Raw genomic sequence first — 26,192 nt, 5'->3', positions numbered from 1 at the left:
TTGGCGAGTACGACGTGCGACGCAACGTCTTGAACCACGTGGGCTTTAGACCGCCGGTTCGTTGCTGATGCCGTGCGGGACATGGCCGGTGGCAACCACCTCCCGGGCCAGCTCGCAGTGACCGGCCTGATCGTCGAAAAACACGTCGGCGGCAAAGGCTTCGAGGAACGCCGACTTGGTCAGGCCGCCAAGGAACAGCGACTCGTCCAGACGGATGTCCCACTCGCGCAAAGTGCGGATCACCCGCTCGTGAGCCGGTGCCGAACGCGCCGTGACCAGCGCGGTGCGGATCGGACAAGCGTCGTCCGGGAACTCGCGCTGCAACAGATTGAGCGCCGCGAGGAAGCCTTTGAACGGCCCGCCACGCAACGGCTCACGAGCGGATTCACGCTCCTTGGCCTGGAAGGCTTCGAGGCCGCCGGATTGATAGACCCGCTCCGATTCGTCGGAAAACAGCACCGCATCGCCGTCGAAGGCGATGCGCAATTCATCGCTGGCCGCACGGCTGGCGCCGCCGGAAAGAATGGTCGCCGCCGCAAAGCCGTTATCCAGCGCCGAGCGCACGTCTTCGGCGTGGGTGGAAAGAAACAGGTCGCAACCGAACGCTTTGAGATAAGGATAAGGACTGCGCCCGCCGACAAATGCCGCGCGGGAAATCGCCAGACCATAATGATCGATCGAGTTGAACACCCGCAGGCCGGTGTCGGCACTGTTGCGCGACACCAGAATCACCTCGACCCGGGCACGGCCGAGGCGACTGTTGAGGTTGAGCAGTTTTTCCACCAGCGGAAAGGCATCGCCCGGCGCGAGGATTTCGTCTTCGTGCTCGATCTGATATTGCCGGTAGGCTTCGACGCCGCTCGACAGATACACCTTGTGACTCTCGCTCAGGTCGAACAGGGCACGGGACGAAATCGCCAGCACCAGTTTGTCATCGATGTTCTTGGCCATGCCTTCCCCCAAATCCCCTCAAGAAACCGACTCAGGTGTTACGCCGGTCGATGAAACGCAAATTGCGATACAGCGCTTCGATGCGCGGCAGCTCGCAACCTGCCGCTTTTGCCGCTGCCAAGGGTCGAGCGTAGATGGCGTCCAGTTCCAGCGGTCGTTTGTGCAGAAAATCGTGGTACATGCTCGGCCAATAGTCGGGCATTTTCTCGGTCATCATGAACAGATATTCGGCGTAACCGGGCGGCATGTCATGACCACAGGCCTTGGCGCCCTGCACCACTTCGGCCATCAACGCCTGAATCAGTATGCGGCTGTCGGCATCGGCCATCAGCGGTGTGGTGCTCGCACCGAGCAGCACCGAAAGACCATTGTAGGGAATGTTCCAGACCAGTTTCTGCCAGCGCGCCTGATGCAGGTTCGGCATGGCCTGGGAGTCGATGCCCGCAGTGCGGAACAGTCCGACGCCCTCCTCGACGATCGCCATGCGCGCCGCATCATCGGCTGCCGGACCGCTGTGATAACCCACGTTCACCGCCCCCAGCGCCTGATGGGTGATGTGGCCCGGGCCTTCCCGGTGAACACAGATCAGGCACAAACCGCCCAGCAAGTGGAGTGAATCGGGCAGCAACGCGCGAAGACTGTCCTCGACGTCCAGGCCGTTCTGCAGCACCAGCACTTTGGCATCGGGTTTGGCCGCCTGAATGATCGACGGCGCCAGCCCGGCATTGCTGGTGGTCTTGGCGCCGACCAGCAACCAGTCACAGAGCGGCATGTCTTCAGCCGAGGAATAGGCCTGCACCGGATTCAGCGTCAGCGTGCCGTGAACCGCACTGTCCACCTGCAAACCACGTTCGGCGACGGCGGAAAACTCGCTGCGCAGTAAAAAGTGCACATCGAACCCGGCCCGGGCCAGCATCAAGCCGTAAAACCCTCCAATTGCGCCGGTACCGATAATCCCCACGACCGGTCTGTTCACTGCTCCCATCACGGCAACTCCTCTGCAATTCGACCCAGCGCCTGGGCCACGGCTGCGTTCAGCTCCGTGGCGTTCAAGCGCGTGTGTACTGCCCCAAAGAACTCGCCGTCGCGCACCACGAACAGCGCCGGCAAATGAAAGACCTGATAACGCTCGACCAGCCCGCCGTTGTTGCCAGCGTCGATCCAGCACACGCGATCGACCGCCAGATCGAGCCCTGGCAACACCTCGCGGGCATAGCGGCAACTCGCGCAGCCGACGCTGGTGAAAATCACCAGCGAAATGCCGTTCATCGCCAGCAGCCGTTGGTCGGCGTCGAAATCGGTCAGTTCCGATTCGAACACTATACTGGGGGAGACAATGTCAAATGGCCGACACAGGGAGTCTGTGCTCATGGGACGGTTTATTCCTCATCCGGATGATGTGCCCGTCGAATTAACGTTGCTCAAACCTGAGTGCATTTCGCGGCAACAGCTGCACACTATCAGCCTCGGCGGCATCGCTTGCAATTACCACCGCGCCTGGCGTCATGGCACCGCGCTGCAAGTGCGCATGCCCACACTCAATGCCGACTTCGCCTATCCGGGCTATGTGGCCTGGTGCTTGCGCCGTAAAAAAGGTTATCTGGTGGGCATTGCGTTCACCGATGAGCAGACGCTGTTCAGTGCGCGAATGGGTGAGCAGGTGTGTCAGATCGAGCGTTATTGCCGAATCAACGATGCCCACGATGACCTGCAGGATATCCAGGCGCGAGCGCTGCAATGGGTCGAGCAGCACGCCGAAGAATTCTCCCACGACAGCGTTCGCAAGGCTTTTGCGTAACCAGAGCTGGACTGAACAGTGACTTGCCCATTGTCTAGCAGGCGTCTAACGCGATAAGGTTCGGCTCCCCGACGCGCTTAAATCTGCTGTGCTCCGCCGCGCGGGGATCGCTGGCGGCCGGCACCCGTGACCTGACGAGTAAACGATGGCTGATTTACCGATCAACGACCTAAACGTCGCCTCCAACGAGACACTGATCACTCCCGATCAGCTCAAGCGTGATATCCCTCTGAGCGACGCTGCCCTGCGCACCGTCACCAAGGGTCGCGAAGTCATCCGCAACATTCTCGATGGCACCGACCACCGTCTGTTCGTGGTCATCGGGCCTTGCTCGATCCACGACATCAAGGCTGCCCACGAGTACGCCGAGCGCCTGAAGGTGCTGGCGGCGGAAGTATCGGACACCTTGTATCTGGTCATGCGCGTGTACTTCGAAAAACCGCGGACCACCGTCGGCTGGAAAGGCCTGATCAACGACCCGTACCTGGATGACTCGTTCAAGATCCAGGATGGTCTGCACATCGGTCGCCAGTTGCTGCTGGACCTGGCCGAGAAAGGCCTGCCGACCGCGACCGAAGCCCTCGACCCGATCTCCCCGCAATACCTGCAGGACCTGATCAGCTGGTCGGCCATCGGCGCTCGCACCACCGAATCCCAGACCCACCGCGAGATGGCGTCCGGCCTGTCCTCGGCAGTCGGTTTCAAGAACGGCACCGACGGCGGCCTGACCGTGGCGATCAACGCCTTGCAGTCGGTTTCCAGCCCGCACCGTTTCCTGGGCATCAATCAGGAAGGTGGTGTCTCGATCGTCACCACCAAGGGCAACGCCTACGGTCACGTGGTATTGCGCGGCGGCAACGGCAAGCCGAACTACGACTCGGTCAGCGTCGCCCTGTGCGAACAGGCGCTGAACAAGGCGAAGATCAAGCCGAACATCATGGTCGATTGCAGCCACGCCAACTCCAACAAGGATCCGGCCCTGCAACCGCTGGTGATGGAGAACGTCGCCAACCAGATCCTCGAAGGCAACCAGTCGATCATCGGTCTGATGGTCGAGAGTCACCTGAACTGGGGTTGCCAGGCGATTCCGAAAGACCTCGCCGACCTGCAATACGGCGTCTCGATCACCGATGCCTGCATCGACTGGTCGGCCACCGAAAACACCTTGCGCAGCATGCACGCCAAGCTCAAGGATGTGCTGCCGAAACGTCAGCGCAACTGATAGCCGTTTCGCAGGCATAAAAAAACGCCGGGCATTGCCCGGCGTTTTTGTGTGTGCGGTGTGAGGTCAGTCAGATCTTGGCGGTGCGCCGCTGATGACGCTCCATGTAGCGCTCCACGTAGGAGCACGACGGAATGACCGTGTAGCCCATTTCATCGGCGTACTGCAGCGCCCGTTCGGTCAGGGCTGCCGCGATGCCTCGGCCACGCAATGCGTTGGGCACGAAGGTGCGGTAGATATCCAGGGTCTGTTTCCCCAGATCCATATAGGTCAGGTAGGCACGATGACCGTCCACATTGGTCTCGAACTGATGACCAGCCTGGTCATGGTGGATGGACAACGCCTCGCTCATCACTACTCCTCGCGGGTCTCGAATTCTGACCCCTACCTTACCGATGTTTTCCCGGCGAAGGAACATCTACGCCACCCCGTGCCTGATGGACACCGAGAAGAACTGCACCGATCTCGCGCAACCCGAGCACGTATCAAATAGTAGGCACCAATGGCGAAAATGCTCAAGGCGCACTCGTCATCGTGCTGATTGACGGGGCAGCTCCGGTGGACTCAGGGCCGGTTCGGGAGAAGCTCGTCCCGAGCCGAAAGGCTGAACATCGCCGGATGTTGAGACTTAAGACGTGCCTGGTTTTTTAAAGTCACCTGAACATGGACAAAGATAGGTGAGACGCTGCACAAAAACGCAACAAAAGTGTGGACGAATCCATATAGACAGACTCTAGCCACTACCCGCAAAACAGCACCTCACCACGGGAACTTTTTCTCATTAACTCGCTCATCTCGGGCCTTGCAGCTGAATATTTTTTATACAACCCAGTTAAAAGTTGCTCGAAAAAGAATCAACGCCTACAATTTTTTTTGCTTCTTGCCTTACGTCAGTTTACTTACTACAAGTAATGGGTAGTATGTACGCCGGCTATTTCCTCAATCGGAGGAGACAGCCACTTAATTGAAAGTCCTTGAAGGGGAACACGATGAACAACGTTCTGAAATTCTCTGCTCTGGCTCTGGCCGCAGTTCTGGCTACCGGTTGCAGCAGCGCATCGAAAGAAACCGAAGCACGTCTGACCGCTACTGAAGACGCAGCTGCTCGCTCCCAGGCTCGTGCAGACGAAGCTTACCGTAAAGCTGATGAAGCTCTGGCTGCTGCTCAAAAAGCACAACAGACTGCTGACGAAGCTAACGAGCGTGCTCTGCGCATGCTGGAAAAAGCTAGCCGCAAGTAATAGTCCTTCGGGATTGTTATCAAGCCGACCCGTTTTTCGGGTCGGCTTTTTTTTGCCTGAAATTTTCTTCATGCAATAAAAAACCCGCCGACGCGCAAGCATCGGCGGGTTCTTTTTATCGGCTTACTGCTGCAAGTCGATCGGTGCGCTGGAGACGATCGGCGCCGAGGTGTTCGGCGTGCCGATTTCGGTTGGCAGGCCATCTTCGGCCGCGACTACATCACGGACGACATCCCAGTTCATGCGCAGGTTGTTGGTGATGTCTTCGCGCTTGAGCATCGCGTTGATCACGGCGGTGTGCTTGTCGACCACTGACGGGTTGCCCTTGTCGTCGATCGGTGTGTGCGCTTCCAGGTAGACCTTGCCACCACTGCGACCGAACTTGTACGCATCGTTGAGGATTCGCACCGACGTGCCCACCGGCACCATGCCGGCCATTTCCAGCACGTTGTTGTTGAACATGCGGAAGCAGCCGTGGCTGGTGCGCATGCCGATGCCGAACTTCTTGTTCGAACCGTGGATCAGGTAGCCCGGTGTGCCCAGGGTGAACTTGAACGGACCCAGCGGGTTGTCCGGACCGGCCGGCACCACGTTCGGCAGCGGATCGCCATCGGCGGCGTGTTCAGCCTTGATCGAGGCTGGCGGTGTCCAGGTTGGATTCGGCGTCTTGGCAGTGATCGTGGTGTGGGCAATCGGCGAGCCCCAGCCTTCGCGACCGATACCCAGCGGGAAGGTGTACACCACGTTCCGGCCTTTCGGGTAGTAGTAGAGGCGGTACTCGGCCAGGTTGATCACGATGCCTTCACGTGGACCCGGCGGCAGAATGAAACGGGTCGGCAGGACCACTTCGGTGCCCGCACCCGGCAACCAGGCATCGACGCCCGGGTTGGCCGCAACCATTTCCGAATAGCCCAGATCGTAGGTGGTGCCCAGATCGGCAAAGGTGTCTTCGTACTTGGCCTTGATCACCTGCACCTGGCCGATGATGTCCTCACCAGGTGGTGGCAGGGGAAACTCCAATGCGGCAACGGGGCCGGCCACACACAGGGCGGCAAGAGACAGGCAGCGGGTGACGGCAGGGAAACGCGGCAACATCCGGAGAATCCTTCGCAAGATCGACAAGGGTATAAGAACGCGATTGTACACCGCACCCAGGGAATTCGGGGAGATGCGCCGATGGGCAGGCAGAACTCTTCATAATTGAAGCCACCGCCAGCTCGGGCTGTGTTCGAAAGATGCTTGCGCTTAAAGCTCGAAACGCAGCTCAGGCCAGATCGGCGAGGTTCCACGCTTCTGCGATTCGAGAATCGCCCGGCACAGCGAGCACAGGCGCTGATCCTGGAACACCCGGCGATCCACGCTCGACCAGCGCGGTTGCGCCGGCAGCAGACTGCCGCACAGGGTTCGGTCAGCCGAGCCACCGAGCTCCAGTTGACGGGTCACCAAATGCACCCGCACTTCCTGGCAGGCGAACAGATCCAGCTGTTCGTCAGGCTCGATCAGTTGGTAGGCAAACAGGGACCAGGCAGAACGCGGCATCGGGGGCTCCATTTAGGGGGGCGCCACATTAGCCGAAAGCCTGCCGCTAGAAAAGCCTCATAGCAGCGGTTTTAGCGTAGGCCAGACATTTTCCAGCAACTTGCCCTGGGCCCCGACCGCCGGGTGCAGACCATCGGCCTGCATCAAGTCGGGATGTCCACCGATCCCGTCGAGGAAAAACGGCACCAGCGGGATCTTTTTCTCCTCGGCCAGTTGGCCGTACACCTGCGCGAACGCATCGGTGTAGCGCTTGCCGTAATTGGGCGGCAATTGCATGCCGAGCAACAGCACCCTGGCACCGCTTTGACGGGAGCTGTCGATCATCGCCGCAAGGTTTTGTTGCAATTGCGTCGGCGGCATTCCGCGCAGGCCATCATTGCCGCCCAACTCGAGGATCACCAGCTCCGGCTTATGCTCTGCAAGCAGCGCCGGCAGGCGCGCCTGGCCTCCGGCACTGGTGTCGCCGCTGATGGAGGCATTGACCACTTTATCGTCAAAACCTTCGGCCTTGAGCCGCTGCTCGAGCAGCGACACCCACCCCAACCGGGTATCCAGTCCGAAACCGGCGCTGATACTATCGCCAACGATCAGGACTGTACCCGCCGCTGCGTTCTGGGCCATGCACATCAAGGCCAGGCCAGCACTCAAAAACCACACACGCATCGGATTCTCCATGGGCGCAAGCATTCTCACCGCGAAGAACCTTAGCAAAGTGGTTCCCAGCGCGGAAGGTGAACTGACCATCCTGCACGAACTCAGCCTGGAACTGAACAAGGGCGACAGCCTGGCCATCGTCGGCGCGTCCGGCTCCGGTAAATCCACCCTGCTCGGCCTGCTCGCCGGCCTCGACCTGCCAAGCAGCGGCGAAGTCGTTCTCGCCGGCCAGTCCCTGAGCAACCTCGACGAAGACCAGCGCGCACGCATTCGTGCCGAACACGTGGGTTTCGTCTTTCAATCATTCCAGTTGCTCGACAGTCTCAACGCCCTGGAAAACGTCATGCTGCCGCTGGAACTCGACGGCCGCAAAGACGCCCGCGGTCGCGCCACCGAATTGCTGCAGCGGGTCGGCCTCGGTCAGCGCCTGACGCACTCGCCGCGCCAGCTCTCCGGTGGCGAGCAGCAGCGTGTCGCCATTGCCCGAGCCTTCGCTGCCGAGCCGGATGTGCTGTTCGCCGACGAACCCACCGGCAACCTCGACAGCCACACCGGCGAGCGCATCAGCGATTTGCTGTTCGAACTGAACAAGGAACGCGGCACCACCCTGGTGCTGGTGACCCACGATGAACGCCTGGCCCATCGCTGCCGGCGCCTGATCCGACTTGAAGCCGGCCTGCTGGTCGCCCCCCTGGAGCCTTGATGGCACGTCTGCCGCTGTTGCGTCTGTTCAGCCTTGCCCTGCGCCAACTTATGCGCGATGCCCGCGCCGGGGAGTTGCGGGTGCTGTTCTTTGCCTTGCTGGTGGCCGTGGCGGCGAGTACCGCCATCGGCTACTTCGGCGCTCGTCTGAATGGTGCCATGACCTTGCGCGCCACCGAATTTCTTGGCGCGGACCTGGTGCTCGAAGGCAGTTCTCCCGCCCGAACGGAACAGATCAAGAGCGGCACCGAGCTGCGCCTCGACCATGCGCAGATCGTTGAATTCTCCAGCGTCATCGCCACCGATAACGGCATTCAGTTGTCGAGCATCAAGGCCGTCGACCGCGCCTATCCGCTGCGTGGTGAGCTGAAAAGTGCACCAGCGCCGTTTGCTGCCGAAGAATCAGGCGGCGAACCACAGCCGGGAGAAGCCTGGGTCGAATCGCGCCTGCTCACGGCGCTGGACCTTAAGATTGGCGACAGCATCGACGTCGGCATGAAGACCTTGAAGCTCACAAGGGTGTTGACCTACGAGCCGGATCGCGCCGGCAACTTCTACAGTCTGACGCCACGGGTGCTGATCAACCTCGACGACCTCGCCGCGACCGGCGTAGTCCAGCCTGGCAGCCGGGTGAGCTACCGCGAATTGTGGCGCGGTGAACCCAACGCGCTGGAAACCTATCGCCAACTGATCAAGCCGGGCCTTGCCGCCAACCAGCGGATTCAGGATGCCCGCGACGGCAACCGGCAGATCGGCGGTGCATTGGGCAAGGCCGAGCGTTATCTGAACATGGCCAGTCTGGTCGCTGTACTGTTGGCCGGCGTGGCGGTGGCGTTGTCGGCGAATCGCTTCGCCAGCCGCCGTTTCGATGCCAGTGCGCTGTTGCGTTGCCTGGGTTTGTCTCGCCGGGAAACCATGGTCCTGTTCAGCCTGCAACTGGCGGTGCTTGGCCTGTTCGCCAGCCTCAGCGGCGCCCTGCTTGGCTGGCTTGCCCAGTTGGGATTGTTTGCGCTGCTGCATGATCTGCTGCCGACCGACGTACCGCCGGGTGGCTTGCTGCCGGCGCTGGCGGGGATCGGCACCGGGCTCGTTGCGCTGGCCGGTTTTGCCTTGCCGCCACTGGCCGCATTGGGCCGCGTTCCACCGCTGCGGGTTTTGCGCCGGGACATGCTGCCGATTCCGTCGAGCACATGGATGGTCTACGGCGCAGCGCTCGGTGCGCTCGGGTTGATCATGTGGCGCCTGAGCCTGGATCTGTTGCTGACCTTTGCCTTGCTTGGCGGTGGCGTGGTCGCCGCACTGGTGCTGGGTGGTTTGCTGTTGCTGCTGCTCAACAGCCTGCGTCGTCTGCTGGCTCGTGCATCGCTGCCGTGGCGTCTCGGCTTGGGCCAGTTACTGCGTCACCCGCTGGCGGCGGCCGGACAGTCCCTGGCATTTGGTCTGATCTTGCTATCGATGGCGCTGATCGCTTTGCTGCGCGGTGAATTACTCGACACCTGGCAAAACCAGCTACCGAAAAACGCCCCCAACTATTTCGCCCTGAACATCCTGCCGGCGGACAAGCAGGCCTTCACCGACCACCTGATCAATGTCTCGGCTCAGGCTGCGCCGTTGTATCCGGTGGTGCCGGGACGACTGATCAGCATCAACGGCGAAGCGGTGCAGCAGATCGTCAGCAAGGACTCGGCCGGTGACCGGGCGATCCAGCGCGACCTGAGCCTGACCTGGGCCGCTGACCTGCCGGCAGGCAACAAGCTCACTGCCGGTGAGTGGTGGAAAGATCAGTCACAGGACGATGCGCCCGGCGTGTCGGTGGAAGGCAAAGTCGCCGAAAGCCTCAAACTCAAACTCGGCGACCACCTGGTGTTCACCGTTGGCGGAGTGAATCGCGAAGCGAAGGTCACCAGCCTGCGGGAGATCAACTGGGACAACTTCCAGCCGAACTTCTTCATGATCTTCCAGCCCGGCACTTTGAAAGATCTGCCGGCGACCTACTTGACCAGCTTCTATCTGGCGCCCGGTCACGACCAGCAGATTGTCGAGTTGTCACGAGCATTCCCGGCGGTGACCATCCTGCAAGTCGAAGCCTTGCTCGAACAGCTGCGCAGCATCCTCGCTCAGGTCACCCTGGCGGTAGAGTACGTGTTGTTGTTTGTATTGGCGGCCGGGATGGCGGTGCTGTTTTCCGGGTTGCAGGCAACCCTCGATGAACGCATTCGCCAGGGCGCATTGTTGCGTGCGCTGGGGGCGGAACGGCAGTTGCTGGTCAAGGCACGGCGGATCGAGTTCGGCTTGCTCGGCGCGGTCAGCGGGTTGCTGGCGGCCATCGGTTCGGAAGTGGTGAGTCTGGTGTTGTATCGCTTCGCGTTCGACCTGCCCTGGCACCCGCATCCATGGTTGCTGGTGCTGCCGTTGATCGGTGCGGCCCTGATCGGTGGCGCCGGTGTGTTCGGCACCCGTCGGGCACTGAATGCGAGCCCGCTGACAGTGTTGCGCGAGGATTGATAGACTCCAGCCCTCAATACCACAAGAAGTTGCCATGAGCCGTTATCGCCCTCCCCGCACCGCCGGCACCGCGCTGATCACCCCCGAAGGTGAAGCGCGGATGCGCGCCGAATTCCATGAGCTGTGGCATGTGCGCCGCCCGCAGGTGACGCAGTCGGTCAGCGAAGCGGCGGCTCAGGGTGATCGTTCGGAGAATGCCGAGTACACCTACGGCAAGAAGATGCTGCGCGAGATCGACAGCCGCGTGCGCTTTCTCACCAAACGCCTTGAAGCCCTGAAGGTCGTCAGTGAAAAACCGAGCGACCCGAACAAGGTCTACTTCGGCGCCTGGGTGACCATCGAAGACGAAGACGGCAAACAGTCGCGCTACCGTATCGTCGGCCCGGATGAGCTGGATCTGAAACTGGGCCTGATCAGCATCGACTCGCCGCTGGCCCGCGCCCTGATCGGCAAGGCGCTGGACGCCGAAGTTCGGGTACAGACGCCAACCGGCGAGCAATTCGTCTACATCGTGGCGATCGACTATCCCTGACGCTCAGCGTCGGGCAATCAGCCCCTGGCGGGCAACGCGGGTCAGTTGACGGATCATTTCCGGGGCGTCTTCAGCGTTGGGCGACTGGATCACCGCCAGGTCGAAACTGTCATCGGCAAAACGCGCGAGCGACTCGCCATCTTCGACAAACTGGATCAGGAAGGCGGCAGGACCGCCGCTGCGACGTGGCCAGCCATCGAGATAACGCAACAGCGTCGGCTGGTGTTTGCCGCCAAGCAGGATTTTTGGATTGCGCTGGGTGATATGTGCCGTGATCGGCGCGGGACGTGCTGGAGGGCGAAGTGCATTCATCGTGTCGTGTCTCTGCCTCAAAAGTCTGCATGGCAGGTGAGAGGCAACACCGAACCAGCGCTTTAGCGGTATTTCGAAGCCCTGTTCCGGCTTCTGACGGCAACTGAAGAATAGTCACCTGGCGCCCCGCAAGTAGCTGTTTAAATCGGCGCATGAGCGGCATCCTAGAGAACGTGACCAGCCAGTGTCAAGAATCAGCCGCAACAAAAAAGGCCCGCACAATGCGGGCCTTTTTGCTTGAACCAGAGCGGTCAACCGGCGATGGCGCGATCCACCGAGAGTTTGCCGGCGCCTTCGATCAGCACCGCGAGGCTGCCACCGAGCAGGGCCAGGGCGAACTCGTAACCGTTGTTGGCCATGAACAGACCGTTGTGGATGTGCACCGAGAAGATCGCGACCAGCGACAGGAAGGTCAGCCCCAGTGCCGCCGGGCGAACCAGCAGACCGATGATCAATGCCAGACCGGCGAAGAACTCAGTACCGCCCGCCAGAGTCGCCATCAGGTAACCCGGGGTCAGACCGATGCTTTCCATGTATTGCGCAGTGCCGGCCAGGCCGTAGCCACCAAACAGGCCGAAGAGTTTCTGCGAACCGTGGGCGGCGAAGATCACACCGACGGCAATGCGCAGAATGGTCAGACCGTAGCCAGCGCGGGTGAACAGGACCTTGTTGATCAGAGAGCTCATGTTTCGATTCCTTGTTGTGAGAAGTGCTTGTTGGTTGGCCGCCATATTAATCAGTTAAATTTATGTTAAAAGCGCAAATATTCCGCCATAACAATCAACTTATTAGATCATTTGCGTGAGACAACTTTCTGTCCCCGGGGCTCCAACGACTCCCGCTCCCGGTCGAACGCCAAGTAATACTTGTTCACGCTATTAACATAGCTGACGGCGCCCATGCCCACCTGCTCCATCGCGATGCGCTCGACCTGGAAGAACCACTGGTTCGGGTTCAGCCCACGGCGTCGGGCCTCGGCGCGCATGCCCTGCACACGCTCCGGGCCGATGTTGTAGGCGGCCAGGGTGAACGCCATGCGCTCGCGCTCGTTGAGCTTGGGACTGTTGAAGAACTTGCGACGGATCATCGCCAGGTACTTGGCTCCGGCCTGCACATTCGCATCGAGATTCTGGATGTTGTTGACGCCGACCCGCTGTGCGGCGGACGGGGTGATCTGCATCAGCCCGGTCGGGCCTCCGCCGCCGCGTGCACTGGGTTGCAGTGCCGACTCCTTGAACGCCAGCGCTGCCAGGTTCAGCCAGTCCATGTTCTGCGCTTCGGCATGTTTTTGCAGGGTCGGACGCAGTTTTTCCAGGCGCTGGCGGTCAGCCTTGGCCAATGGATAGTGCACTTGATAGAGGCGGCGGTAGATCCGCAGAAACGCTGCATCTTCGTTCGACGGCGTCTTGTAGCCGGTCAGGAAGCGGTCGATGCTCGCTCGCAGCATCGCGGCATCGCGCCGCACGAACCAGTACTCTTCGCCCGGCTCGCTGATCATCAACTGCCGGTCGAAGCGCAGTTTGGGCAGGATCTTGCCCCAGCGCTCGGCAATCGGTTGCTCGACGATGGTCAGGTGGAAGATCCCGCCCTGGACCATTTCCAGCACGTCCTCGACGGCCAACGTAGGATCGACCCATTCGATCTTGATCGGCGCCAGTTTGTGCAGCGCCAGTTTCTGGTTGAGCTGGCTGACCGCCTCCCCCGCCGCACTGCCGGTGGGCAGCGCCAGGGTTTTGCCGGCGAGTTGCTCGACCTTGGTGTAGCGCTTCTCACCCTTGATGCCGACCAGCACCAGCGGCACGTTGCTGGCGATCGGCTCGCTGCTGGCGACCGCGTGACCCGGTTGCAGATCGAGCAGCTCGCCCGGCGCTACCAGATCGCCTTCGCCACGCTGCAACGCGCCGAGCAATTGATCCTTGGCTTTGGGAATGATCTTGAGGGTGATTTCCTGGCCGTCGCGGGCGTGGCCATTGAGGTACTGCTCGAAGGCACGCAAACGGTGATATTCGACGCCGATGGTCTGGCCCTGAACTTCGCCGGAGCTGTTGCGGCTCTGGTTGACCAGCACCCGCAGCACGCGGCTGTTGCGGATTTCGGTCAGGTCGCGGACCTTGGCGGCCGGCACGGCTTGCAGCGGCCCGGGCAGGCGCGCGACCGCCGTCATCGGCAGCAGCAACGATCCACACAGCAGTAGCAAAACCGAGGGACGAATCATCCACTCTCCGGAAAGAATACGGGGTGTTTTCACCGCTGAGCGGTCGCAAAACACCGACGAAAACAGAGCGCCTGAAGCGCTGATAAAGTGCGAGAGACTGGCACAGTGATGGCAACTCTGTCACCCCATCCTGTCTCGCGGCCTCAACAGACAGCCATAAGCCGTTGTAGTTCTTGGCTTTTCTTTTAAATCTACCGCTCTGATATGCTTTCCGGCCTTCGGCCCGAGGTAGCACCATGCAACTCATCGATATCGGCGTCAACCTGACCAACCCCAGTTTCGCCGACAAACATCAGGCCGTGCTCGACCGCGCCTACGCTGCCGGGGTCTGCCAACTGGTGCTCACCGGCACCAGCGTCGAGGGCAGCGAACAGGCGCTGGAACTGTGCCAGCAACTGGATCCGGACGGGCAGCGACTGTTCGCCACCGCCGGTATTCACCCGCATTCGGCCAGTGACTGGAACGCCGACAGCGCACGGCGTCTGCGCAGTCTGCTGAAGGAATCGAACGTGGTGGCGGTGGGTGAATGCGGGCTGGATTTCAACCGTGATTTCTCGCCGCGCCCGCAGCAGGAAAAAGTCCTCGAAGAACATCTGGCCCTGGCCGTGGAACTGCAATTGCCGGTGTTCCTCCATGAGCGCGATGCGAGCCAGCGCCTGCTGGAAATCCTCCGTGATTTTCGTGATCAGTTGCCTGCCGCCGTGGTGCATTGCTTCACCGGCGAGCAGAAAGCGCTGTTCAGTTACCTCGACCTCGACCTGCACATCGGTATCACTGGCTGGATCTGTGACGAGCGTCGCGGCACCCATTTGCACCCGTTGGTGAAAGAGATCAAGCGGGGTCGGTTGATGCTGGAAAGCGATGCGCCTTACCTGTTGCCGCGCACACTACGGCCAAAACCGAAGAACGGACGAAACGAGCCGGCGTATCTGACCGAAGTGTTGCGTGAAGTGGCGCTGCATCGAGGTGAAAGCGAGGAAGACCTCGCGGCCCACACCACCGCCTGCGCCCGGGCGTTCTACGGTTTGCCTGCCCTGCCCTGAAACACTTCTACAAGCGCGGCGAATGCATCACTTGTTGATGCACATCAAGATCCGGACACCTGCGTAGCGGCACAATAATGGCACCTTGCCAAAACTGTTTCCGCTATCAGAGAAGACCTCCATGGGTGCCTGGCTTAGCAATATCTCGCTGAAATACAAATTCTGGGCGGTCAATGCGGTCGCCTTCGTCACCACCCTGTTGTTGGTCTTGTACGCGGTGCAGCTCGAACAACAGGCCCGCAGCCATGCCGCGCAGGCCTCGGCGCAGGCACAAGCGCAATTGCTCAAGGCCTGGCCCGCAGGTCAGGCACTGCCCAAGAGCGATCAGGTGCTGACCTTCAAACGCGGTGAAGCGCCGCGCCTAAACGATCAACCGCTGCTGGAAATCACCGACAGCAACGGCTGGGTCGACATCAGCCACTTGCCGCTGTTCGGCGAAAACCCGTTGCTCGGCGCCGAGGTGTTCAGCCGCGCCGATGGCCAGGTCGCCGTCATTGCTTTCGCACCAAGCCTGAGCCAGGTATTCAGTGAGCGCTTCGCCAACTATGCGGTGGCAGTGTTCATTTTGATGTTGGCGATGCTCGGCGCTTCACAGTTGCTGATCCGCTTCCTGCTCAGCCAGCTCAACACGCTCAAGGACGTGATGCTGCACGTTGAAAAAACCGGCGATCTTTCGGCCCGGGTGCCGTTGGCCTGCAAGGACGAAGTCGGTCAGATGGCCAATGCCTTCAACGCGATGCAGGCCGGCTACCAGCGGGTGGTCACCACCGTGGCCAACACCGCGCGGCAACTGGACGTCGGTGCTGCGCGGCTGGCATCGAGCATGAACGAGGTGCGTCATGGCATGCTCGGCCAGCAGAGTGAAACCGATCAGGCCGCCACGGCCATCAACGAAATGACCGCCACCGTCTACCACATCGCCCAGCACGCCGGCGCCACTCGCGACCTGTCGCAGACCGCCGACGGGCTGGCTGGCAGCGGCCAGCAAGTGGTGACCCGCGTCCAGCATTCGATTGCCGGCCTGTCCAGCGGCGTGCAGCAGACCGCCGAAATGATCCAGCGTCTGGCCGAGGACAGCCAGAAGATCAACGGCGTGGTCAGCGTGATCCACAGCATCGCCGAACAGACCAATCTGCTGGCCCTCAACGCCGCCATCGAAGCGGCCCGTGCCGGGGAAATGGGTCGCGGGTTTGCGGTGGTGGCCGATGAGGTGCGCAACCTCGCCAAGCGCGTGCAGACCTCCACCGATGAAATCACCACCATGGTGTCGGCGCTGCAGGCCGGCACTCGCGATGCGGTGGACTTCATGCAGGAGAGTTCCTACAAGGCCGACGACTGCGTGCAGCAAGCGCAAGAGGCAGGAGAAGCGCTGGCGGAGATCACCGGGGCGGTGGCGCAGATGCGCGAGAGCAACACGCAGATTGCGGTAGCGGCAGAACAGCAGAGTCAGGTAGCCGAAGAGATGAACCGCGCGGTGGTGAGCATTCGTGATGTGACCGAGAACACGGTGCAGCAGACCGTGGATTCGGCGACCACCAGCAACGAGCTGGCGACGCTGGCCGGTGAGCTGAACAAGGCGATCGGTCAGTTGAAGCTCTAGGGACAACATCAAGAATGGCCATTGTCCCTATCACTGCAATAGCCAACCTTGATTCGCCGCCCTGCCCGCCCGGGCCTATTCTTCAACCATGAATCGAACATGGATTGAGGAGCAACAACATGGGCAAACGTCACCCCAACCTTCCCGCGTGGCAATGGCGCGCGTACCCGGCCAATCATCAGCACCCGACCAATCTGGTGTTGCACCTGATCGCCGTGCCGCTGTTCATCGTTGCGTTTCTGTTGATCGTCTCGGGCGTGTTCAGCCTGAGTCTGGCGAGCGTGGCGATTGGCGTGATCGGGATCGTCGCGGCGCTGGGTCTGCAGCGCCACGGCCACAGCCTGGAGGCGCAAGCCTCCGAGCCTTTCAGTGATCGCAAGGACGCGGTATCGCGCCTGCTGGTCGAGCAGTTTCTGACCTTCCCACGGTTCTTACTCAGCGGTGGCTGGTATCGCGCCTGGCGCGAACGTCACCGCCGTCATTGAGTCAGGCGAAGATCGTCACCGTTTGCCGGCTCATGGCGATCAGCTCACCCTGGGCGCTCCACAGCTTGGCAGCAACGTGGCCGTAGCCGTCGGCGGCATACTCGATGTCCGCCAGATATTGGCACCAGTCCAGCGTGCTCAAGTCGTGTAATGGCTGAACGAATTCGATGGTCCAGGTCAGCGTGCTGCCCGGTGCCGGTTTCTTCAGGTACGGCAACAGCGCGGGCGGCCAGGCATCGACCAGCGCCAGCAGATGCGCTTCGTTGACCGGTTCTTCCTTCACATCCCCACGCAAGCGCACCCAACCGCCCATCAGCCGCGACTGATTACCAGTGAACGGCATACCGCCGACACTCCAGCGCATCGCCAGATGGCGCATGAACTCCGGGGTCACACCTTTGATGTACGGCAGCTCCTGGCAGTCGTCCCAATGCTTCATCTCGGGCGCCGGATAGGCTTCAACCGCCACTTCCGACGGGCGCGAAGCACCGAAGCTGCCTTGCACCATCGTCACCACCTGGCCGTTCTGCACGGCGCGTCCCAGCACTTGAATGACCGCTTTGCCTTCGCGCAGCACCTCGACCTCGAAGCTCACCGGCACCTCGGGCTCGACCGGGCCGACAAAACTGATGGCCAGCGAACGCACCGGCCGATCGGCTGGCACCCGAGTGCGCATCACTTCAAATTGCAGCGCGGCAACCAATCCGCCAAAACTGGCCCGGCCCTGGCCCCACTCGGCCGGAATGGTGACCTCCGGTTGACGGCGGACAGCATCGATCAGATCGCAGAAGCGCATGGGAACCTCGGACACGAAAAAGGGAATGACCGGATCTTAACCAGCGCGGCAGAGCGGCGCAGCGTCCATTCCGGTCAAAGAGACTGACAGATAAGACAGCGCGCCGAGCTGAAGAGGGTTTCAGGACTTGAAGCAGGCGGCGCTGAGCTTTTCCAGCACCCGGTCCGCCTTGCTTTCGGCCTTGATCATGGTTGCCTGCCAGGTGGCGACGCAGGGTTGCAGATCCGCTTCCTGTTCGGCCTTTGCCAGCCATTGCCAGCAATCGTGCCAGTCGCCCAGCGCGCCCTGTGCGGACTTCAGACGCTCCAACGCGGGTTTCGGCAGGCGATCGAGTTCGGGATAGGCTTCGATGCCGTAACGCACACGCTTGATCAGCAGGCGCAAGCGATGACGGTCGTGGGCCGGATCGTGCAGCGCCACGTCGAGGTTCTTCCATTGTTTGCCCAGGCGTTTTTCGATGCGTTTGTCCAAGTCATTGAGCAATCCCTGACGCTGGGACGCCCGCAGGAAACGCGGAAACGCGTCGAGGATCATCAGCAGCGAAGCCACTTCCGCACTGGCCGCCAATGCCGGATAAGCCTCGGCCATCTGCGCCATGCGCCGCTGCGCGGCCTCAGGTTGACCATGTTCGAGCAGGTACGCCGCCAGCACCTCGCGGTCGCGCCATGGCGTGGTCAGTTGCCCGACGCCAGCCGCCGCGACTTCCAGTTGCTCGACACCGGGCAAGCCGCGCAACGGCCGCAACAGGCTGCGCAAGCGGCGCACGGTGGTTCGCAGATCATGCAGCGCCTCAGGGTCGGTTCGAGCGGTCAAACGTGCCTGACAGGCCAGCAGCCTGACTTCCAGGCTCAGGACATGAGCCACCAACCGGTCAACCAACGCAGACATTACTTGCTCCTGAATTCAATGACGCTGCATGAGTGTGCACCTGCGCAAGGCACCTGCACTTGCGCTACGTCAGCAGCTTAGCGCCCGGCACGGGATTCGCGAATGTAGAAACGCGCCTTCTCGGCTTTTCTGCTGCAACCCTCGAATCCCTCGAATTGCTGCTGAGTCTTGGCCGCTGTCAGCAACGACAGGGCTTTGGAGTAGCTGACCGTGCCGGCGAAACCCTCGGCCTTGGCCAGATCCAGTTCATGCCACGCCGCGTCGAGCTGGCTGCCGCAGCTGTCGCGGTAGGCGGTCTTGCCGGCGCAACCGGCCAATGCCAGGGCAATCAAGGGCACACAGATCCAGGCTTTCATCACTTACACCTCAAAGATAGGTCAACAGTCGTGCAGTTAAGACGGTTCGGCGGCGAAAAAGTGCCTTGTGCCCCGCGAATCCACCGCACGACGAAAGATAACGCCAGCGGGTCATGAAGTATCGAAATAACGACGCCACTGCCACCCCGAGCGACCGTGACGATTGTAGCCCGGCCCTCGATGGGTGCATTGTGAAAACCTGTCGGGAGGAAGTCTGATGAAAAAGCGTGTCGCACTGGTGCTGGGCTCCGGTGGCGCCCGGGGCTATGCCCATATCGGGGTCATCGAAGAGATTGAACGGCGTGGTTACGACATCGCCTGTATTGCCGGTTGTTCGATGGGCGCCGTGGTCGGCGGGATCTATGCCGCCGGCAAACTCGACGAGTACCGCAACTGGATCGAAAGCCTGGATTATCTCGATGTGCTGCGTCTGGTGGACGTGAGTTTCCGACTCGGCGCGATCCGTGGCGAAAAGGTCTTCGGCCAGATCCGCAAGATCGTCGGCGAGATCAACATCGAAGACCTGCGCATCCCCTACACGGCGGTGGCCGCCGACCTCACCAATCAACAGGAAATCTGGTTTCAGGAAGGTTGCCTGCATCAGGCGATGCGTGCCTCGGCGGCGATTCCCAGCCTGTTCACGCCCGTCATGCAAGGCAACCGGATGCTGGTGGACGGCGGGATTCTCAACCCGCTGCCGATCGTGCCGGTGGTGTCGAGCCACTGCGATCTGATCATCGCGGTCAATCTCAACTCGACCAACCAGCGTCATTACAAATTACCGGTGATACAGCGTCCCGCGGCGTTTCGCACACGCTTCGACAGCCTGATCAGTTCGCTGGGATCGAAGATGCCGTTCCGCCGCAAACAGGCCGAGCAATTGCTGTTGCTGGAACAGGAAGCACTGCGCGCCGAAGCGGCGGAAATCAATCCGTGGGTCGAAGGCGCGGAGCCTGAAACCCAGCAACCGGCCGCCGCCCCCGAACGCGACGGCGCCCCGAAATCCGCCACCGGTTCGTTCATCATCGATAACGTCGGGCCGGCGTCATTGCTGGACTTGATCAACCAGAGTTTCGAGGTGATGCAGACCTCGCTGGCGCAGTACAAGATCGCCGGGTATCCGCCGGACATCCTGATCAACGTGCCGAAGCGGGTGTGCCGGTTCTTCGAGTTCTACAAGGCGCCGGAATTGATCGCGCTGGGTCGCGAGATTGCCAGGGATACGCTGGATCGCTACGAGAGTGAACAGAACTAAAGGCTGTTCTCGTTCAACAACCGATAACCAACGCCGGCCTCGGTCACGATAAACCGGGGCCGGGTGGGATCGTCCGCGAGTTTCTGCCGCAGATGCCCGACCACGATCCGCAGATAATGACTGTCCTCGGTGTGGGTCGGGCCCCAGATGTCCTTGAGCAATTGCTGCTGGGTGATCACCCGTCCCGGGTGCCGCGCCAGTTGCGCCAGCACGGCGTACTCCTTGCGGGTCAGGGCGACTTCGACGCCGTCGAGCAGCACCCGGCGATAGGCCAGGTCCACCGTCAGCGGGCCAAACACCAACGCCGCTTGCTGCGCTTCTCCGGCCGGCGCCTGGCGCAACAACGCGCGGACCCGAGCGAGAAACTCCTGAATACCGAACGGTTTGGTCACGTAGTCATTGGCGCCGCCATCCAGCGCCTGGACCTTTTGCCCCTCACTGGCGCGCACCGAGAGCACCAGCACCGGCGCCGTAGCCCACTCGCGAAACTCGCGCAAAACTTGTTGGCCGTCCATGTCCGGCAGGCCGAGGTCGAGTACCAACAGATCAGGTTTGTTCAGCGCCGCCTGGGCCAGGCCCTCGGCACCGGTGCCGGCCTCCAGCACTTTGTAGCCTTGGGATACGAGGCTGATGCGCAGGAACTTGCGGATCTGCGGTTCATCATCGATGACCAAAATGGTCGCGGTCTGAGTCATGAGTTCACATCAACACAAAAGAGTGGCAAGAGAGTAGCGCAGCGCGGATCAGGCTTCACCGTCCATCCCCGGTTGCGCCTGCAAAGGCAAGTGCAGGGTGATGCAGGTGCCGTGTCCGTCGATACCGTCGCCGACACTGATCCGCCCGCCATGGGCGCCGACCATGCCCTGACAGATCGCCAGCCCCAGGCCGGTGCCCTGCCCGCCACGATCCCCCCGGGCGGCGGTGTAGAACATGTCGAAAATCTTCGCTCGTTCATCGACCGGAATCCCCGGCCCTTCATCGCTGACCGAGAAAAACACTTCGCTGTCATCCGCCCCGGCACGCAATTGCAGACGGCCGTGGGACGGCGAAAACCGCGCGGCGTTTTCCAGCACGTTGACCAGCGCCTGTTCGATCAACGCGGCATGGACGAACAGCAGCGGCAACTCGGCCGGCACATCCGTGCTCACTTGCAACGATGACAGCACCGCCCGCAGACGATTGAGCGCGCTGCCGACGATATCCGCTGGCGACACCCAGTCCCGCGCCAGTTTCAGGGCACCGTGACCGAGGCGAGTCATGTCCAGCAGGTTCTGAATGTAACGGTCGAGACGCTCGGCTTCATCGCGAGTGCCTTCGAGCAACTCGCGGCGATCCTCCAGCGGGATCGCTTCGCCGAGGGCCAGCAGGCTGTCGATACTGCCGCGCATCGACGTCAGCGGCGTGCGCAGATCGTGTGACACCGAGGCCAGCAAGGCACTGCGCAATTGTTCGGTTTCGCCGTGCAGACGCGCGGCTTCCAGGTCATCGGCCAGTTGCGCCCGGGCCAATGCCTGGGCCAACGGCTGGCTCAGCGCGGTCAACAAGCGGCGGCGTTGCCCGCTCAAGGTCTGGCCTTCTTTGGCACACACACCGAGCAGCGCCAGCGGCCCGTCCTCCACCGACAGCGGCCACCACCACCAACGCCCGAATGGCAGCGTGCCGGTGCCCATGCCCGCCGGTTGATCGTGTTGCCAGGCCCAGTCGGCGGCGGCGCGTTCCGCTTCGGTGAATTGCAACGGCCCGCCGGTCTCGACTTTCCAGCCGCCCTGGCCATCGCGATTGAGCAGGCACAATTGCAGATCGCTCCAGCCATTGAGGTGCTGGGCGGCGGCGCTGACCACGGCCTGACGATCGGTGGCGGCAGTGAGTTTGCGCGACAGGTCGAGCAGCTCGGTGGTCTCTTCCTGGGTGTCACGCAACGCCTGCAATTGCCGACGCTGACGCGCCGCCAGGTTACCGGTGAGCGCCGCCATCAGCAGGAAGAACAGCAAGGTCAGTACGTCTTCTTCGCGCTGGATAGCGAAGGAAAAATTCGGCGGGATGAACAGAAAGTCATAGGTCAGAAACGACAGTGCCGCACAGGCCAGCGACGGCCCAAGGCTGCTGCGCACCGCCACCAGCAATACTGCGGCGAGGAACACCAGCGAGATGTTCGGCAACGGCAATACGCTGGACACCGCCCACGCCAGCGCACTGGCCAGAATGGTCGCCACCAGCGCCAGCACATAGTCGAACCACACCAGAGCCGGCGCCGTCCGCAGGCGTGCCGAATGTTGTTTGTGATCGCTGTCCAGCACGTTGATTTCCAGACCGTGGGACTGACGCAACAAACGCGCCGCCAGACCACCGCCAAACAAACGCCGACGCAGACTCGGCCGCGACTGGCCGACCAGCACCAGACTTGCCCGGCGCTCGGTGGCGTGCTGGATCAAGGTCTTCGCCACTTCGCCGGCCCGCAACAACACCACTTCGCCGCCAAGCCGCTCGGCCAGTTGCTGGGCGCTTTGCAGGCGCAGGCGTGTTTGTTCATCGCGCACGCTGCCGTTATCGACGTGCACCAGACTCCACGGCAAATGCCGACGCTGGGCGACCCGACTGGCATGACGCACCAGCCGTTCGGCATCGGCATTGCCGTCGACCCCGACCAGCAAACGTCCGCGCACCGCCGGCGCAGCCTGGCCGAGCTGGCGATAGCCCTGGGCAAGATCGTTATCGACCTGCGCCGCGGCGGTCTGCATCGCCAGTTCACGCAGTGCGGTGAGGTTGGTCTGGGTGAAAAACGCATCGATGGCGGCCCGTGCCTGCTCCGGCACATAGACCTTGCCCTCGCGCAAGCGCTCGAGCAGCTCCCGAGGCGGCAGGTCGATCAGCAGCAGTTCGTAGGCTTCCTGCAACACCCAGTCCGGCAGGGTTTCGCGCACCTGCACACCGGTGATGCCGCGCACCTGATCGTTGAGGCTTTCCAGGTGCTGGACGTTGACCGTGGTGTAGACGTCGATGCCGGCGGCGAGCAATTCCTGAATGTCCTGCCAGCGTTTGGCGTGACGGCTGCCGGGGGCGTTGCTGTGGGCCAGTTCATCGACCAGCACCAGTTTCGGTTTTGCTGCGAGCAGGCCGTCGAGGTCCATTTCCTCCAGCGTCACGCCACGGTATTCCGAACGCACAAGCGGCAGTTGCGGCAAGCCGCCGAGCAGCGCTTCGGTTTCGGCGCGGCCGTGGGTTTCGACCACGCCGGCGATGACTTTCACGCCCTGACGCAACTGGCTGTGAGCCGCCTGCAACATCGCGTAGGTCTTGCCCACGCCCGGCGCGGCGCCGAGAAAAACCTTGAGCCGGCCACGGCCGTCGCGGGGCAGGTCTGCTAACAGCGCATCGGCGCGGCCGGAGTCACTCATGCTTGAAGGTCTCTTCCTGATTGATTCATTACAGCTTTTCCAGCGCCATGTTCAGCGCCAGCACATTCACCACCGGCGGGCCCACCAGCGGCTGTTCGATGTGTGCGTCCAGCAACTGCTGCAGAGTCGCCACCGGCACATTGCGCGCTGCCGCAACACGCGCCAGTTGATAGGCAATCGCGGCCGGTGGCAAGTGCGGATCGAGACCGCTGCCGGACGTGGTCAACAGCGCCAATGGCACCGGGCCCTGACCGGGCACCTGCAACTTGTTGGCGTCATCGTTCACCCGGGTGGCCAACGCCGGATTGCTCGGCGCCAGGTTACTCGCGCTGCTCGAAACGGTGGCAAAGGCACCGGCCGAAGGACGTGGATGGAACCAGGCATCGCCGACAAAATCCTGAGCGATCAGTGATGAGCCGCGTACCTTGCCTTCGGCGTCGTGCACCAGACTGCCGTTGGCCTGCTCGGGGAACGCGACCTGCGCAACGCCAGTCACCACCAGTGGATAGGCAACGCCGGTGACCAGGGTCATCAGCACCAGCAGGCTCAGGGCCGGACGGATCATTGTGGACATTTCAGACTCCTCGAATTCGTGCTTGAAGCGGTGTGCCCGGCACACCGCTGTTCAGGTTCAAACCAGATGCAACGCCGTCAACAGCATGTCGATCGCCTTGATCCCCACGAACGGCACCAGAATCCCGCCCAGGCCATAGATCAGCAGGTTGCGTCGCAACAGCGCCGCCGCACTCGCGGCCTGCACCCGCACGCCGCGCAGGGCCAGCGGAATCAGCACGACGATGATCAGGGCGTTAAAGACGATGGCCGACAGGATCGCGCTCTGCGGACTGCTCAAGTGCATGATGTTCAGCACGCCCAGTTGCGGGTAGATCGCGGCGAACAGCGCCGGAAGGATCGCGAAGTACTTGGCCACGTCGTTGGCGATGGAAAAGGTCGTCAGCGCACCACGGGTCACCAGCAATTCCTTGCCGATCTGCACCACGTCCAGCAGCTTGGTCGGATCGCTGTCGAGGTCGACCATGTTGGCCGCTTCGCGCGCCGCCTGAGTGCCGTCGTTCATCGCCATGCCGACGTCAGCCTGGGCCAGCGCCGGGGCATCGTTGGCGCCGTCGCCGCACATCGCGACCAGGCGACCGTCGTTCTGCTCGTGACGGATGCGCGCCAGTTTTTTCTCCGGTGTCGCTTCGGCCAGCACGTCGTCGACGCCTGCTTCAGCGGCAATCGCGGCAGCGGTCAGAGGGTTGTCGCCGGTGACCATCACCGTGCGAATCCCCAGTTTGCGCAGCTCGGCGAAACGCTCGCGGATACCTGGCTTGACCACGTCTTTCAGATGAATCGCACCGAGCAGTTTGCCGTCGGCGCAGACCAGCAACGGCGTGCCACCGCTCTGGGCGATCTTGTCGATTTCACGGGACAGGCTCGGGGCCAGATCAGAACGTTGTTGACCGATGAACCCCAGCAACGAATCCACTGCACCTTTGCGGAATACGCGGCCCTGATAGTCGACACCGGACAAGCGGGTTTCTGCGCTGAACGGCACCGCAGTCAACACCTCCAGCGCAGGTTCCGCTTGCGGATGCAGGCCACGCAGGTACTCGACGATGGACTTGCCTTCGGCGGTTTCGTCGGCGAGCGAAGCAAACAGCGCGCCTTCGGCCAACTCGCGGCCGCTTACGCCGGGAGCCGCATACACCGCGCTGCAACGACGGTTGCCGAAGGTGATGGTGCCGGTCTTGTCCAGCAGCAACACGTGCACGTCACCCGCCGCTTCCACTGCACGACCGGACTTGGCAATCACGTTCAGGCGCACCAGACGATCCATCCCGGCGATACCGATCGCCGACAGCAGACCGCCGATGGTGGTCGGAATCAGCGTGACCAACAGCGCCACCAGGAACACCAGCGGCAGGCTGCCGTTGGCGAAGTGGGCGAACGGTTGCAGGGTCACGACCACCAGCAGGAAGATCAGGGTCAGGCCGATCAGCAGGATGTCCAGCGCCACTTCGTTCGGGGTCTTCTGGCGTTTGGCGCCTTCAACCAGCGCGATCATGCGATCCAGAGTCGACTCACCAGGGTTAGCGGTGATTTTCACCATCAGCCAGTCAGACACCAGACGCGTGTTGCCGGTGACGGCGGAACGGTCGCCACCGGACTCGCGGATCACTGGCGCCGATTCACCGGTAATCGCGGCTTCGTTGACCGCCGCGATGCCTTCGATGACCTCGCCGTCACCGGGGATCATTTCCCCGGCCTCGACGCGCACCACATCGCCCTTGCGCAGGCTGGCGGCCGGCACTACCTGGAAGCTGCCGTTGGCCAGTTTGCGACGGGCGCTCAGGCCTTCGCTGCCAGCCTTGAGGCTATCGGCGCGGGCCTTGCCACGACCTTCGGCCAGCGCTTCGGCGAAGTTGGCGAACAGCACGGTGAACCACAGCCACAGAGCAATTTGCGCCGCTACGAAGGTCGGCACGACGTTGTCCGGAATGAAGCACAACACGGTAGTGAAGATCGCCGTCAGTTCGACCACCAGCATCACTGGCGAGCGCACCAGTTGGCGCGGGTCGAGCTTGACGAACGCTTGCACCAGCGCCGGACGCCACAGGGCGCTGATCGCGGTTTTGGGCGCTTCTGCCGACTTGGCAGCTACCGCAGGTTTTGAAGCTGGAACATGCATATTCATGATGG

The 26,192-nt window shown here is 61.9% G+C and carries 27 protein-coding genes; 10 read left to right on the top strand and 17 right to left on the bottom strand.

The annotated features are described in order from the left end of the window. Nucleotides 1-45: 45 nt before the first annotated feature. Genes AC1RMX_RS23320 through AC1RMX_RS23310 form a run of 3 tightly spaced genes read right to left on the bottom strand, consistent with a single transcriptional unit; the run spans nucleotide 46 to nucleotide 2,322 of the window. Nucleotides 46-951, bottom strand: coding sequence for a 5'-nucleotidase (locus AC1RMX_RS23320; protein WP_096821066.1), 906 nt, complete (start codon nucleotides 949-951; stop codon nucleotides 46-48). A 31-nt stretch (nucleotides 952-982) separates the two neighbouring features. Further along, nucleotides 983-1,936: a putative 2-dehydropantoate 2-reductase gene (locus AC1RMX_RS23315; RefSeq protein ID WP_493073119.1), complete on the bottom strand. Its 954-nt coding sequence runs from the start codon at nucleotides 1,934-1,936 to the stop codon at nucleotides 983-985. Then, a complete protein-coding gene (locus AC1RMX_RS23310; RefSeq protein WP_096821064.1) occupies nucleotides 1,936-2,322 on the bottom strand; it encodes a thioredoxin family protein in 387 nt (128 codons plus the stop codon). Before AC1RMX_RS23310 ends, AC1RMX_RS23315 begins: the two co-directional genes overlap by 1 nt. Between AC1RMX_RS23310 and AC1RMX_RS23305 the strand changes: the two genes are divergently transcribed. Beyond that, complete coding sequence (locus AC1RMX_RS23305; RefSeq protein WP_085730573.1) at nucleotides 2,321-2,749, top strand: PilZ domain-containing protein; 429 nt, start codon at nucleotides 2,321-2,323, stop codon at nucleotides 2,747-2,749. The genes AC1RMX_RS23310 and AC1RMX_RS23305 overlap by 2 nt on opposite strands. A 145-nt stretch (nucleotides 2,750-2,894) precedes the next feature. Continuing rightward, entirely contained in the window at nucleotides 2,895-3,971 is a 1,077-nt protein-coding gene (locus AC1RMX_RS23300; RefSeq protein ID WP_493073117.1) for a 3-deoxy-7-phosphoheptulonate synthase, read from the top strand. A 70-nt stretch (nucleotides 3,972-4,041) separates the two neighbouring features. On the opposite strand, the gene AC1RMX_RS23295 is transcribed toward AC1RMX_RS23300, so the two are convergent. After that, nucleotides 4,042-4,323 (bottom strand): GNAT family N-acetyltransferase, encoded by a 282-nt coding sequence (locus tag AC1RMX_RS23295; protein WP_007955658.1) that lies wholly within the window; start codon nucleotides 4,321-4,323, stop codon nucleotides 4,042-4,044. A 637-nt stretch (nucleotides 4,324-4,960) separates the two neighbouring features. On the opposite strand from AC1RMX_RS23295, the gene oprI reads away from it, so the two are divergent. After that, nucleotides 4,961-5,212 carry an outer membrane lipoprotei OprI gene (gene oprI, locus AC1RMX_RS23290; protein ID WP_003183784.1) on the top strand — a complete coding sequence of 84 codons (252 nt, stop codon included), beginning with the start codon at nucleotides 4,961-4,963 and terminating at the stop codon, nucleotides 5,210-5,212. A 123-nt stretch (nucleotides 5,213-5,335) separates the two neighbouring features. Here the strand turns inward: oprI and AC1RMX_RS23285 are convergent, their stop codons facing one another. The 3 genes from AC1RMX_RS23285 to AC1RMX_RS23275 all read right to left on the bottom strand — a co-directional run bounded on the left by AC1RMX_RS23285 (nucleotide 5,336) and on the right by AC1RMX_RS23275 (nucleotide 7,414). Then, the gene (locus AC1RMX_RS23285) at nucleotides 5,336-6,307 is read right to left on the bottom strand and encodes a L,D-transpeptidase family protein (protein ID WP_096821063.1); all 972 of its coding nucleotides are present in this window, start codon (nucleotides 6,305-6,307) and stop codon (nucleotides 5,336-5,338) included. Nucleotides 6,308-6,457: 150 nt separating this feature from the next. Beyond that, entirely contained in the window at nucleotides 6,458-6,751 is a 294-nt protein-coding gene (locus AC1RMX_RS23280; protein ID WP_007955656.1) for a hypothetical protein, read from the bottom strand. A gap of 57 nt (nucleotides 6,752-6,808) precedes the next feature. Then, on the bottom strand, nucleotides 6,809-7,414 hold the full coding sequence (locus tag AC1RMX_RS23275; protein ID WP_096821062.1) for an arylesterase: 606 nt from the start codon (nucleotides 7,412-7,414) through the stop codon (nucleotides 6,809-6,811). Between the two features lie 10 nt (nucleotides 7,415-7,424). On the opposite strand from AC1RMX_RS23275, the gene AC1RMX_RS23270 reads away from it, so the two are divergent. From AC1RMX_RS23270 to greB, 3 genes are read left to right on the top strand one after another with little or no spacing between them, the layout of a single operon-like run. Further along, nucleotides 7,425-8,108 carry an ABC transporter ATP-binding protein gene (locus tag AC1RMX_RS23270; RefSeq protein WP_085710774.1) on the top strand — a complete coding sequence of 228 codons (684 nt, stop codon included), beginning with the start codon at nucleotides 7,425-7,427 and terminating at the stop codon, nucleotides 8,106-8,108. Beyond that, nucleotides 8,108-10,612 carry an ABC transporter permease gene (locus tag AC1RMX_RS23265; protein WP_493073116.1) on the top strand — a complete coding sequence of 835 codons (2,505 nt, stop codon included), beginning with the start codon at nucleotides 8,108-8,110 and terminating at the stop codon, nucleotides 10,610-10,612. Before AC1RMX_RS23270 ends, AC1RMX_RS23265 begins: the two co-directional genes overlap by 1 nt. Before the next feature lie 34 nt (nucleotides 10,613-10,646). Then, nucleotides 10,647-11,144 (top strand): transcription elongation factor GreB, encoded by a 498-nt coding sequence (gene greB / locus AC1RMX_RS23260; protein ID WP_003226818.1) that lies wholly within the window; start codon nucleotides 10,647-10,649, stop codon nucleotides 11,142-11,144. A 3-nt stretch (nucleotides 11,145-11,147) separates the two neighbouring features. Here the strand turns inward: greB and AC1RMX_RS23255 are convergent, their stop codons facing one another. The 3 genes from AC1RMX_RS23255 to AC1RMX_RS23245 form a co-directional block, all read right to left on the bottom strand. After that, nucleotides 11,148-11,456 carry a hypothetical protein gene (locus tag AC1RMX_RS23255; RefSeq protein ID WP_096821060.1) on the bottom strand — a complete coding sequence of 103 codons (309 nt, stop codon included), beginning with the start codon at nucleotides 11,454-11,456 and terminating at the stop codon, nucleotides 11,148-11,150. Between the two features lie 251 nt (nucleotides 11,457-11,707). Continuing rightward, nucleotides 11,708-12,142 (bottom strand): DoxX family protein, encoded by a 435-nt coding sequence (locus AC1RMX_RS23250; RefSeq protein WP_096821059.1) that lies wholly within the window; start codon nucleotides 12,140-12,142, stop codon nucleotides 11,708-11,710. A gap of 107 nt (nucleotides 12,143-12,249) precedes the next feature. Further along, nucleotides 12,250-13,671, bottom strand: a complete 1,422-nt coding sequence (locus AC1RMX_RS23245; protein ID WP_493073114.1) for an MltF family protein — start codon at nucleotides 13,669-13,671, stop codon at nucleotides 12,250-12,252. Nucleotides 13,672-13,907: 236 nt separating this feature from the next. Here AC1RMX_RS23245 and AC1RMX_RS23240 point away from each other — a divergent pair, with 236 nt between their 5' ends. The 3 genes from AC1RMX_RS23240 (at nucleotide 13,908) to AC1RMX_RS23230 (ending at nucleotide 16,799) form a co-directional block, all read left to right on the top strand. Continuing rightward, nucleotides 13,908-14,714 (top strand): TatD family hydrolase, encoded by an 807-nt coding sequence (locus AC1RMX_RS23240; protein WP_493073112.1) that lies wholly within the window; start codon nucleotides 13,908-13,910, stop codon nucleotides 14,712-14,714. 121 nt (nucleotides 14,715-14,835) lie between these two features. Continuing rightward, nucleotides 14,836-16,314, top strand: coding sequence for a methyl-accepting chemotaxis protein (locus AC1RMX_RS23235; RefSeq protein WP_096821056.1), 1,479 nt, complete (start codon nucleotides 14,836-14,838; stop codon nucleotides 16,312-16,314). Between the two features lie 119 nt (nucleotides 16,315-16,433). Continuing rightward, nucleotides 16,434-16,799 (top strand): Mpo1-like protein, encoded by a 366-nt coding sequence (locus AC1RMX_RS23230; RefSeq protein ID WP_119429646.1) that lies wholly within the window; start codon nucleotides 16,434-16,436, stop codon nucleotides 16,797-16,799. A 1-nt stretch (nucleotide 16,800) separates the two neighbouring features. On the opposite strand, the gene AC1RMX_RS23225 is transcribed toward AC1RMX_RS23230, so the two are convergent. From AC1RMX_RS23225 to AC1RMX_RS23215, 3 genes are all read right to left on the bottom strand, one after another. Then, entirely contained in the window at nucleotides 16,801-17,595 is a 795-nt protein-coding gene (locus tag AC1RMX_RS23225; protein WP_096821055.1) for an acyl-CoA thioesterase, read from the bottom strand. 120 nt (nucleotides 17,596-17,715) lie between these two features. Beyond that, nucleotides 17,716-18,483 carry a CHAD domain-containing protein gene (locus AC1RMX_RS23220; RefSeq protein WP_102620455.1) on the bottom strand — a complete coding sequence of 256 codons (768 nt, stop codon included), beginning with the start codon at nucleotides 18,481-18,483 and terminating at the stop codon, nucleotides 17,716-17,718. Between the two features lie 77 nt (nucleotides 18,484-18,560). Continuing rightward, the gene (locus AC1RMX_RS23215) at nucleotides 18,561-18,839 is read right to left on the bottom strand and encodes a hypothetical protein (protein ID WP_096821053.1); all 279 of its coding nucleotides are present in this window, start codon (nucleotides 18,837-18,839) and stop codon (nucleotides 18,561-18,563) included. A gap of 217 nt (nucleotides 18,840-19,056) precedes the next feature. Here AC1RMX_RS23215 and AC1RMX_RS23210 point away from each other — a divergent pair, with 217 nt between their 5' ends. Next, the gene (locus AC1RMX_RS23210) at nucleotides 19,057-20,094 is read left to right on the top strand and encodes a patatin-like phospholipase family protein (protein WP_096821052.1); all 1,038 of its coding nucleotides are present in this window, start codon (nucleotides 19,057-19,059) and stop codon (nucleotides 20,092-20,094) included. On the opposite strand, the gene AC1RMX_RS23205 is transcribed toward AC1RMX_RS23210, so the two are convergent. The 4 genes from AC1RMX_RS23205 to kdpB are packed head-to-tail and all read right to left on the bottom strand — an operon-like array spanning nucleotide 20,091 to nucleotide 26,187. Continuing rightward, nucleotides 20,091-20,789, bottom strand: coding sequence for a response regulator (locus AC1RMX_RS23205; RefSeq protein WP_102620456.1), 699 nt, complete (start codon nucleotides 20,787-20,789; stop codon nucleotides 20,091-20,093). The two genes, AC1RMX_RS23210 and AC1RMX_RS23205, sit on opposite strands and share 4 nt — an antisense overlap. A gap of 48 nt (nucleotides 20,790-20,837) precedes the next feature. Then, nucleotides 20,838-23,489 carry a DUF4118 domain-containing protein gene (locus tag AC1RMX_RS23200; RefSeq protein ID WP_493073110.1) on the bottom strand — a complete coding sequence of 884 codons (2,652 nt, stop codon included), beginning with the start codon at nucleotides 23,487-23,489 and terminating at the stop codon, nucleotides 20,838-20,840. A gap of 28 nt (nucleotides 23,490-23,517) precedes the next feature. Next, complete coding sequence (gene kdpC, locus AC1RMX_RS23195) at nucleotides 23,518-24,063, bottom strand: potassium-transporting ATPase subunit KdpC (protein ID WP_493073109.1); 546 nt, start codon at nucleotides 24,061-24,063, stop codon at nucleotides 23,518-23,520. A 57-nt stretch (nucleotides 24,064-24,120) separates the two neighbouring features. Continuing rightward, a complete protein-coding gene (gene kdpB / locus AC1RMX_RS23190) occupies nucleotides 24,121-26,187 on the bottom strand; it encodes a potassium-transporting ATPase subunit KdpB (protein WP_096821048.1) in 2,067 nt (688 codons plus the stop codon). Nucleotides 26,188-26,192: the final 5 nt, after the last annotated feature.

The sequence above is a fragment of the Pseudomonas sp. GW822-FHT03F04 genome, assembly GCF_058801405.1.
The sequence above is the reverse complement of the archived record's forward strand: the minus strand, read 5'-3'. Positions and strand labels throughout refer to the sequence as shown.